Source organism: Vibrio sp. 10N.222.46.A1 (assembly GCF_041473595.1).
Lineage (GTDB): Bacteria > Pseudomonadota > Gammaproteobacteria > Enterobacterales > Vibrionaceae > Vibrio > Vibrio tasmaniensis_A.
In genome coordinates, this window is sequence record NZ_JBFRSN010000022.1 from 1 (window position 1) to 10,711 (window position 10,711).

General features: G+C 42.4%; 9 protein-coding genes and 1 pseudogene. 7 read left to right on the forward strand and 3 right to left on the reverse strand.

Annotated features, from left to right (window positions below; all coding sequences use genetic code 11):
• The coding region (locus AB4496_RS00955) for a substrate-binding periplasmic protein (protein ID WP_372130499.1) at positions 1-627 on the forward strand (627 nt) is incomplete at its 5' end.
• A 209-nt stretch (positions 628-836) separates the two neighbouring features.
• Here AB4496_RS00955 and AB4496_RS00960 read toward each other — a convergent pair.
• Together AB4496_RS00960 and AB4496_RS00965 are read right to left on the reverse strand one after the other, a co-directional pair.
• A complete protein-coding gene (locus AB4496_RS00960; RefSeq protein ID WP_012601297.1) occupies positions 837-1,397 on the reverse strand; it encodes an NADAR family protein in 561 nt (186 codons plus the stop codon).
• Between the two features lie 190 nt (positions 1,398-1,587).
• On the reverse strand, positions 1,588-1,782 hold the full coding sequence (locus tag AB4496_RS00965; RefSeq protein WP_004732575.1) for a PA3496 family putative envelope integrity protein: 195 nt from the start codon (positions 1,780-1,782) through the stop codon (positions 1,588-1,590).
• Positions 1,783-2,143: 361 nt separating this feature from the next.
• Between AB4496_RS00965 and AB4496_RS00970 the strand changes: the two genes are divergently transcribed.
• From AB4496_RS00970 to AB4496_RS00980, 3 genes are read left to right on the forward strand one after another with little or no spacing between them, the layout of a single operon-like run.
• On the forward strand, positions 2,144-2,968 hold the full coding sequence (locus AB4496_RS00970) for an ABC transporter ATP-binding protein (RefSeq protein ID WP_009846021.1): 825 nt from the start codon (positions 2,144-2,146) through the stop codon (positions 2,966-2,968).
• A 9-nt stretch (positions 2,969-2,977) separates the two neighbouring features.
• Positions 2,978-3,910 carry an ATP-binding cassette domain-containing protein gene (locus tag AB4496_RS00975; RefSeq protein ID WP_102257698.1) on the forward strand — a complete coding sequence of 311 codons (933 nt, stop codon included), beginning with the start codon at positions 2,978-2,980 and terminating at the stop codon, positions 3,908-3,910.
• A complete protein-coding gene (locus AB4496_RS00980) occupies positions 3,907-4,452 on the forward strand; it encodes a transcriptional regulator (protein ID WP_102257699.1) in 546 nt (181 codons plus the stop codon). Before AB4496_RS00975 ends, AB4496_RS00980 begins: the two co-directional genes overlap by 4 nt.
• A gap of 435 nt (positions 4,453-4,887) precedes the next feature.
• Here AB4496_RS00980 and AB4496_RS00985 read toward each other — a convergent pair whose 3' ends face one another.
• Complete coding sequence (locus AB4496_RS00985; protein ID WP_012601303.1) at positions 4,888-6,867, reverse strand: replication initiator protein RctB domain-containing protein; 1,980 nt, start codon at positions 6,865-6,867, stop codon at positions 4,888-4,890.
• A gap of 1,261 nt (positions 6,868-8,128) precedes the next feature.
• Here AB4496_RS00985 and AB4496_RS00990 point away from each other — a divergent pair.
• The 3 genes and pseudogenes from AB4496_RS00990 to AB4496_RS01000 all read left to right on the forward strand — a co-directional run.
• Complete coding sequence (locus AB4496_RS00990; RefSeq protein WP_009846016.1) at positions 8,129-9,346, forward strand: ParA family protein; 1,218 nt, start codon at positions 8,129-8,131, stop codon at positions 9,344-9,346.
• Between the two features lie 5 nt (positions 9,347-9,351).
• On the forward strand, positions 9,352-10,326 hold the full coding sequence (locus AB4496_RS00995; protein WP_009846015.1) for a ParB/RepB/Spo0J family partition protein: 975 nt from the start codon (positions 9,352-9,354) through the stop codon (positions 10,324-10,326).
• Between the two features lie 91 nt (positions 10,327-10,417).
• Positions 10,418-10,711: pseudogene (locus tag AB4496_RS01000) on the forward strand (ATPase); the annotation flags it as partial.

Sequence of the window (10,711 nt, forward strand, 5' to 3'; positions counted from 1 at the left end):
TCTCACAGAGGAATGGTTTCGGATATTGTTGAAGCCGTATTTGACGACAGCCAATACGAGATCGATTACCACACCTACCCTTTCAACCGAATGATCGATAAGCTCGACGCTAGAGAGAATCCAAACTGGGTCACCTATGGCAGCCCAAGTTGGGGAAATATCCAATCTGTAAACCTGTCTAAAGATCCGATTTACAATGTAAAACATGTGTTACTTAGCAGCGGCAAGAAGCCATTTGAGTTCAACACTATCGATGATTTAAACGGAAAAGCGGTTGTATTGCTGGTGGGGTTTGAATATCCAAATCTAGAGCCTTATATCCAACAAGGTAAGCTTAACGAGATTCGAGTTAAAGATTACAGCGCGGCTTTTCGTGTATTAAACCGAACTCCGGGTGATACCGTTTTTGTTGAAATGGAATCTCGAATCAAATACAACCTAAATGAGCAGAAACTCAGTATTGATGACTACCAGATGCAAGAGTTTGGCTCAGTGATTAATAACTACCCCATCCATTTAGCATTTGACCCAGAGATGGATCCTAAACTGCAAAGCTTCATCGACCAGCGCCTCGACCAAATGAAAGACGATGGTCAGCTCAACGACATCGTACAGAGTTACTTATAGCAACAGCATCAGTTGTAACCTTCGCATAAAGGTATAGCTTAGGTATCGTAATTTAGCTCTCTTCGATGACTAACTCGCTCTTAAGCCTAAAAGGCTGCCCTGATTAGCACAGAAGCTAAGTAGGGCGGCCTTTTTTAATTCATCTTTAAGGGCTAAAAGAGTTTACCTGTAATCGACCTACTTAATTTGGAACCACGGAGGTAAATGGATTAGTGTGCAGCAATCAAATGCAGTTGCTGAGTACGAAGCTCTTGTCGTACTGCCATCAGAATCTTGCCTAAATGGTTCTCGCCGGTTCCATCGCCACCATCCCCCCAGAAGTGGTCTTTGTGCGAATGTTCTTTTATCACCGAATCTCCGGTATTAGTAAGAAACAACGCAAACTGTGGGTTCTGCCTGAACTTCTCTGTGACAATGAACTGCATCACTTCAACACGAATGTCATACCAATCTTCCCGAACTTGGTCTTCATAATCACGGCTTAAAGAGAATGCTTCAGCAGGAGTCGAGGCTTCGAGAATGGTGTTACGCAGCGCTTGAGAGGCAAACTTCATCGCTTGATAATAATGCTCGCTGGTTGCCCAAACTTGATCGTCGATTTTGATAGGACAAGCGGCAAAATTTGACAGGTACCCGTTTGGATCTTCAGGTTCATAGAACAGCACTTCTTTGGCTTTAGCCACCGAATTAGACATAGCCTTCTCCTTACCAACAACATCGCATATTTTTGCTTTAACTTTAAAATTAGTGGCGTTGCATATAACTGTCAAACAACTTAGTTAAAGAGTATGCCAAGGGCATGTTTTTAGTCGAGAACAAATAATGTAGAGGAAGGACAATGGATTTAAATGGTGAGAGGCAAGGAGCATGGTTTACTTATAAAAAGCACAAACTTCTTTAAAAAAGGCATATAAATCAAAGGGTGGCGGTGCGCCACCCTTCTAAATGCAATGGGGATTGTTAATGAATTAGACCTAGCTCCCTCGCTTCTTCCAGGCTAAAACCGCTTTCTCTAATTTCTCTTAGAGCTTCAATACGACGACGAGCTTCAGCAGATTTCATTTTCTTTTCTGGTTTGAAAGATACTTCTTCTTCAGCATCCCACTTATTTGCAATATTTGTCATTTCATCATGGTTGATAGAATTAATGGACATGTTTTCCTCCGAAAAGCACCATGTAATGGACAGGTAATCTGTAGCAAATGCTATTTCGCTTGTTAAGCAATTCTGTACTGAAATGTGATGATTCCGACGCTTCACAAAGCTAATTAATAAATGCCTCATTTAAACTTTGCCAAAGCCATTTTCTGCCATTACATTTAAAAGATTCCCCATAAGAAATGTGGTTTGATCCACCTCTCATTTTCCTCGTTCTCATTTCCTATTTCCCGCTGAAACTTCATGAAATAATCAAAAAATAATTCGAGTCACTTCATTCTTTTTGTGCTCTTCTCTTCCACTAAATTCAACACATGTTAATGATAATAGTTATCAATATTATAACTGAGTGTTTATCATGTCTAGGGAAAATTCAGAGACACCTCTTCTCGAAGTGAAGAATCTATGTGTCGATTACATTACCGATGACGGCGATTTTAATGCCGTAAAATCCGTAAGCTTTAATATAGGCCAAGGCGAGATTTTTGGTTTAGCGGGAGAATCCGGGTGTGGCAAAAGTACCATCGCATTTGCCATTAACCGCCTGCATAAGCCACCGGCTTTCATCTCTGGCGGGCAAATACTGTTTGGCGGGCAAGATCTGCTGAGCTTATCGGACAGCCACTTGAACACCTTACGTTGGAGTGAGATCGCAATGGTGTTCCAGAGCGCGATGAACTCGCTTAACCCTGTACTGACCATTGAAGAACAGTTTGCCGATGTATTGCGCCACCACAAGGGCATGAACAACGAGCAAGCAAAAGATCGCGCCGAAAAGTTACTCGACCTAGTCAATATCCCTCGCCACCGTCTAACCGAGTACCCGCACCAGTTTAGCGGTGGGATGCGTCAACGTTTGGTGATTGCTATAGCTCTCGCGCTCAACCCTAAGTTGATTATCATGGATGAACCGACCACGGCACTGGATGTGGTTGTACAGCGCGAAATTCTGCAGCAAATACACCAACTCAGAGAAGAGTTTGGTTTCTCAATATTGTTTATCACCCACGACCTCGCACTAATGAGCCAACTGTGCGATCGAATTGCCATCATGCGTCATGGACAGATAGTTGAAGTCAACCAAGCCCATGAGATTCGCAATAACCCTCAGCACTCCTACACCCAAAAGCTATGGAGTTCCTTCCCCAATATTCACGAACACGCTCACGCAACTGCGTGCTAGGAGAGCTCCATGTCACAACCTATTTTTCAAGTAAAAAACCTCGTTAGAGAATTCACTGTTGGTGGTGGATTTGGCAAAGAAGAGATCTTTAGAGCACTGCATGGGGTGAGTTTTGATTTACATGCAGGTAAAACATTGGCACTAGTTGGCGAATCAGGCTGCGGGAAAAGCACCTGCGCTCGACTGATGACCAAAGTGTATCCGCCAACAGAGGGAGAAATACTGTTCAATGGCAGAGATATTTCTACCTTAAAAAGTCGTAAAGATATCTTGGATTACCGAAGCCGCGTGCAAATGATATTTCAAGACCCATTTGGCTCACTCAATCCAACCCACACCATTGAACACCACTTAACACGGCCCCTTAAGATCCACAAGCAAGTTGCTACGAAACAAGCTCTCGCAGAGCGTCTCAACGAGTTATTAACGCTGGTGGAGTTACCCATCGAAACTCTCACCAAATACCCTCATGAGCTCAGTGGAGGCCAAAGACAGCGCATAAACTTAGCCAGAGCACTCGCAGTCGGTGCTGAGGTTATCCTTGCCGATGAACCCACCTCGATGTTGGATGTTTCAATACGACTCGGTGTTTTGAACCTAATGCAGAGGATGAAGAAAGAGTTAGGGATAGGTTTTTTGTACATTACGCATGATCTCGCAACAGCACACTACATCGCAGAAGAGACAGCTGTGATGTACAAGGGACAGATCGTTGAGTGGGGATCAACCCAGTCGATCTTAACCAACCCACAACACCCATACACTAAGTTATTGATCTCTGCTGTGCCCGATCCTGATCTACCATTTGGCGAACTCGTGAAAAATGAGCCAAACTATTCAATAGACGCTGATCGTATTCGTGAACAAAGCAGTGAAATACAGCATGAGATCAAGCAAGTTTCAGATAATCACTATGTTAAACAGTGGGATAACGTTGCATGAATGAACTAGACACTTGGTTAGAGCGGATCGGAAATTGGTACAAAGACCGAAAGCATGATCAAGTGGAGAAGTTAGAGCCTTTGATCTTAACGCCTCCAGATGCACTCTGGGGGCCTTTGATCACGGATGAACAGAGCAAAGGCATCGCATGCTGGTTAGACGGATGCTTGAGAATCTTTACGTTTTATCGATATAAAGATGAAATTCTGACGGCATCGACAAAGCTTCCACCACCAAGCCCACCATCTATCTCAAACGAACTTAGTGGCTCGCACCATCAGGAAAAAGCTTTCCAATACCTGATGTTTGCCTATAGCAAGCTTCAAGCTGTGTCTTGTAATCCAAAATCAGAACCTGACTTACAAGAGTGGTGTACACAGCGGCTACAGCACTTGTGTGTATTGGCTTTGGAGTTTACCAACCAACAACAAGAACCGCGCTGGAAAGAAGAATCAGAAAAATTGATCGAATCGCATGTACGCTTTATGGCAAGTCAACACCAGAACGATGATCAAGGTATGGCTCTACGTCAACTGCACTGATCCACTCCTTGTTCAACCCCTGTTCGATCAAACATCAAAGCTGAACCCCATCAAAAATAAGCACCGTAGAAAGCATGATCTCACCTTGATCATGCTTCAGGAACGGACTCCATAAGCTGTAGAATTTAAATGGTAAGCTTTTGAATGTTAATGATTAGCCGAATTGCAGGCAAAAAAAAGCGAGTCCCTTAGGAACTCGCAAAAATCTATTCAGTATGATGTAACAAAATATGAGCCAATCTATTAATCATAAGAAAGGACAAAAGGTTGTCTATTCGGGATAAATAATAATCAACTGGATGCGCTACATTGTCATCAATTTGTCAGCGTTAGGTGCGGTTTTAATCAGCACCTAATGTGTTCAAACTATCCATTCGTCGACCGTAAATACGGGCTTCTTACAACTGAGCAGTGACAGTGATTGGTGGTTAGTGGTTAGTGGCCAATCGCCATTTCGTCGAGCGCTAAGAACACGTTTTCGTCTAAATGACCTTCGTGAACTTGTTTACACACTTTACGACGCACAGCTAAACCAGAGATCAAACGCTCAATAGACAAGTGTCGATTGCTGGTGCTGTCACGGTCGTTGTAAAGCTCAATCAAGCGACTCAGTGTTTCGTATGGGATAACGTCCTCCCCTACTCTCAACCAATCAAGCTTCTCAATGAGCTCAGAACACTCTTCTTTGATTGAAGCATGTGAATGCCCTGTCATAGCAGATAAAGCCGTTATACTGCGTTCTAGAGCCTCTGCAGAGGTATATTTAGAGAGAGTAATCATGATCTCGTCAGCGTTGATCTCAACAGAGTGTTTACGCTGCTTAACTCGACGTCCCAATTTGCCTCTTGGCGACGGTGCTTTGCGCTGAATTGGCTCAAACTCACCATCGATAATCTCAGACAACTCTTCCAATTTCTGCTTAGACACCATTTCATTACGCAGTGGGTTCGGTAACGTTGGTGCCATATTACGCTTGCCTGCATTGGTGGTGCGTGCTCTTGAGTAACGTAAGACTTCTTCCACATTACATTTGATATCAACCTGATAATCAGTCGTTTTTCCTTTTTCGATCAACGCGGTGATCGTTAAGTGATAACCCCAAAGGTTAACCAGGAAGGTATCTTCTTGATCCCCTACTTCACCTAACTTTCTGAGCTCGCGGATCAGATCCATCGAGAAACGACGCCAATCGATGTTACGCGCCAATTTCTGGTTGAGCTCACTGAGCAACATGCTATCTGAATGGCGACGTGCCATGCGGCTTCTAAAGTACGAATACATTTGGAAGACCAAGGTATGTTGCTTCAGGATTTCTGGCGGAAATAGGAAGAAATAGTCACGCGTCAGCAGCTCTTCGTAGAACGAAGGTTCCCAAACCAGGATGTATAGGTTCGGTTTAATGCGAATTTCGCCGTCAGAGCCTTCTGTAGGCGCTTCTTCCGATGCGGTAATGGTTCTAGCTAGGAATCGGAAACGATCACTCTTAAAGCCTTCTGGCATGTTCTCGCTAAGCCAACGGCCTGTGAGCTCATGCAATTGGAAATCGGTAAATTCGATACGATCAATACTGTCACGGATCGAATCACGTGCCGGCCCGCTGTCTTTCTTGCCACGCAAGGACAAAATATCCGTGATGTAAAGTGGTGTTTTGTTCGGTGTGTGTTTCGCGTCTAGATGGTAATCATCTTGGTGATGATCATGATATTGAACAGTAAGCGTGAATAACGCGAATAGCGTCATCAGATCATCAACCGTCATAATGTTTTTTGAAGATCGTGTCTCGATCACCGCTCGAGTGCCAGAGATCGAAACCATTGATTTTTGGTAGCTCTTGCGCGTTCTAGGGGGCGCTAAGGCTTGATCAATAATACCCGCCCAATTGGTTGGCGACACAATAAATTGATCGGCTTCGTCTTTCATCGTTGGTGGGGTATTGAGTCCGTGTTCATTCAATAAGCGTTTGTTGACTTTGGTTTGAGCTAGAGCTTTAGATCGCTTTTGCTTCTCATTTTGCTTCACGCTTTCTGTCACTAAGCTAGTAGCACCCAGTACTGATATCAATTGGTTTGGGTTAACAAAGCGATGCAGCATAGTTTTACCAGCAAGACCTTCTTCAAAGCGAACCGGAATTTGCCTGAAAAGACCGATACTGACCGCAGCTCTTAACCTTTGCTGTAAGGCTGCACGAGTAACTTGGCCATCGGTTGATTCAATAATCTCGGTAGTGGAAACGTAACCGTCTTTGCTGCTAAACCCACGAAGTGAAATTAGGTTAAGAAGCTCAACAATGCTTTTGGTGACACCTTTGAAGTGTTGATATTGTTCTATCCATTCAACGGCTGTTTCAGATACCTCAAATAAATGACCATCTTTGTGGCTTCGTGCCTTAATTAACAATTTCTCTTCTGGTTTCATTTTTGATCCGTATCACACTAACCGTAATTTCACTATAGTTCCTGAATGATAAAGAAAGAATGATCATAAATAAAGAGAATTTATTAGCTTTTAAATAACTGATCTTTTTGATTAATATGATCTTAAATGATTAAGTGATCTAATGATCTGGCTGTTTCTTTGCTTTTAAGTTGCTGAATTTAAAAGTTTAAAATAAAACCCCTTGGAAAGCATGATCATAAAAACCCCGAAACTATGATCATTAAATCAAAGAAAGCATGATCACAGAGCGTCAGAAGTATGATCATTAAGTCATTGTAAGCATGATCATTATTGGCTTGAAAGCATGATCATTATACTTATACAGCTTATCCACAGTTCGGAAGTCAACATCATCTTCTAAGTCACTTCATACACATCAATGTGGATATTTATGATGGCCAATCTATAGGAACAATGATCAAGTGATGGTACTTTTTATCCTTCCCGCCCTATTTAGGATAAAGTTTAATCTGTATCTGTTGAAAATGGATAGCTTTGATGTATTTAGCGCAGGTGGGAGTTAACTTGGAAGCATGATCATGAAATTGTCATGTTTGCGTATTCTCGGTCAGTGTAGATTGAATTTTCAATCATTGAGCCCTTATAGGCGTTGAATCCCCATTGCAAAAGCATTTGTCCGTAACTTAGCTCTTAAATTACATGCTTCCGGAACGATATTTACTTGATCATTTTTCCGTAATTTGATCATTTGTAATGTGCAGTTGTTCGGATCAATATTGCTAAGTTTACGCCTTGATCATGCTTCATAATTGGGTGTTATTAATTATCTTACACTGGATATGTTCCATGATCATTCTTCCGCTCAGGTTAGAATCCTCTGTTGTTTTTTTTGCACCTCCTCTTCTCTTCTGTTTTGAATTTTTTGTCCATTGAGCGTTTTTTAATTTTTATTGAATTGAAAATCTATAAATTCGAATGCAAATCACACCAACCGTAATCTATAGTTGTGTTTCAATCGTTCCGCAGTTTTTTAGCGATAATTTCATTTACATTGTAAATAAGTGATGCTGTAACATTTTAAATGTGCACTAGAAATAACATGGTTGTGCATGATGAAAATGATGACTTTCAGTATTACTCTGAGGTGATGTTTCATCAAATTGTAAAAACACTGTCTATTTTATGTGAGTTTACTCATAAATGCATGTTCATGTTTTTGTTGTGTTTGTTGTTAATCGCTGTACAATTTGTACTTAGTTAATCATTACGGAAACTGGCAATGAAAAGAGAACAAACGATTGATAAGCTCTATCAGCTAGCCGAACAAACTCAACAAGTTCAGGCTGACCGAATTGAGATTATTTTGGAAGAGCGAAGTGATGAACATTTCCCTCCAATGTCTAAAGCTATGATGGAGACTCGTTCTGGTTTAACGCGTCGTAAACTCGATGAAGCGATCACTAAACTTGAAGCTGATGGCCATCAGTTTACAAAGAACAATGCCAATCACTACTCGATTTCATTGACAGAAGCTCACATGTTGATGGACGCGGCAGAAGTGCCGAAGTTCCATCAACGTAAGCAGCATGCTGACAACAAACCATGGATTATCAACGTACAAAACCAAAAGGGCGGTACGGGTAAATCAATGACGGCAGTTCACTTAGCTGCGTGCTTATCTCTAAATTTGGACAAGCGCTACCGTATCTGTTTGATTGACTTGGATCCACAAGGCTCTTTGCGTCTGTTCTTAAACCCACAAATTAGTGGTGCAGAGCATGACAGCATTTATTCTGCAGTTGATATCATGTTGGATAATGTGCCAGAAGAGCAGGATGTTGACCTAGAATTCTTGCGTAAGAACGTGCTGTTGCCAACTCAGTATCCTAATTTGAAGACTATTTCAGCCTTCCCAGAAGATGCGATGTTTAACGCTGAAGCATGGCAAAGTCTGTCTAGAGATCAGTCACTTGATATTGTTCGTCTTTTGAAAGAAAAGCTTATCGACAAAATCGCCGATGATTTTGATGTGATCATGATTGATACTGGACCACACGTGGACCCGTTAGTGTGGAATGCAATGTACGCGTCGAACGCACTTTTAATACCATGTGCAGCCAAGCGTTTGGACTGGGCTTCAACGGTTAACTTCTTCCAGCACTTGCCAACGGTTTATGAAATGTTCCCGGACGATTGGAAAGGGCTTGAGTTCGTTCGTCTAATGCCAACGATGTTTGAAGACGACAATAAAAAGCAGGTATCAGTTCTGACTGAGATGAACTACCTGTTGAATGACCAAGTAATGATGGCCACGATTCCAAGAAGCCGCGCCTTTGAAACTTGTGCTGACACTTACAGCACGGTTTTCGATCTGACGGTAAGCGACTTTGAGGGCGGTAAGAAAACTCTGGCTGTGGCTCAAGACGCAGTACAAAAAAGTGCTCTAGAATTAGAGCGTGTATTACATAGCAACTGGCCTTCACTTAATCAGGGATAACAAGAATGGCAATTAAAACATCTGACTTAAATGCAAAGCTATTTGGTAAAGCAAACAAACGTCGCGTAGCTACGCCACAAGAAGCTCAAACTGCGGTAAAAGAGCAAGCTCAAGTGATTGAGCTTTCTGTTGCGGGTGAAGATTTAGTTTCATTTGAATTGGTTCGAATTCCAGCCGCTGATGTAGCAACACGAACGGTTGTTTTTGAAGAGAATGCTCGTGAGCAGTCTTTCTTGAATGAGCACGCGCTTTCTGACGTACTAACTACGCTTAAAGAGCGCGGCCAGCAATATCCAGCGGTTGGCCGTAAGAACAAAGACGGCAAGATTGAAGTTCTTGATGGTAGCCGTCGTCGTATGTCATGTATTTTGGCTGACAAAGAGTTCTTGATCTATGTCGCTGAAAACATTAACGGCGAACATGCTAAGTTTTTATCAGATGTAGCTAACGCTCATAAACCACTTTCTCTCTATGAGAAGGGGAAGGAGATGCAAGCGAAGCTTGATAAAGGCGAAGCTGAAGACCAGAAAGCACTCGCTAAAATGTTCCAGTGCAGTGAAGCTTTGGTGAGTGGCGCGTTGAAAGCGGCCGCTTTACCACTTGAATTATTACAAGCTTACCCAAATGTGAGCGATCTTGGCCGTCCGACTATTGTTAAGTTACACAAACAATTTAGCGGTCTTACTAGTGAGCAGCAACAAACATTACTGACCAAGTGTGGTGCTTCTGAAGGTTTTGTGTGGCAGCGCAGCGAAGCTCAAGGCGTAACTCGTTTAACAAAAGACGTGACAGAGACTTTAGAAGGTTGGGTGCTCGAACTAGCACCAGCACCCGCGAAGAAAGCTTCTCCAAAAGTTGAACTTATTAAAGGTCGAGCGTCATATAGCCGTAAGGGTTCAAACTTGGCGTTAAATCTTAAGAAAGTTGATGATACAACAATGGAAGAAATCCTAGCATTCGTACAATCTAAGTTAGACTAAGTCACGACTTTCATTACTCCTCTAAAGCCGCTTTATGCGGCTTTTTATTTGGCTGTGATAAACTGTGTTTAGATGAATCTGGACGCTAACTATGACAAACCCAACCAATACTTTTCTGCATACACTTTCTAATATTGCCCAACACAATGGTCACCGTTACGGTGTGGTCTTTGATGGCGACTTTGATTGGCAAAACTCTGCTGTTTTAACCTTCCTTGAAAATTCGTACACTCCGAGCATCTTCCAGATTGGTGGAACTCCGTTTGAAGGAGTGATTCATGCTCCAGTCAAAAAAGGCCAACAATTGCTTGGTCGTGAGTCCCAAGTTCTTGTTTGTGATTTTAGAGAGCAGTTTGATGCGAATGGTTTTAGCGCTGCACTAGGT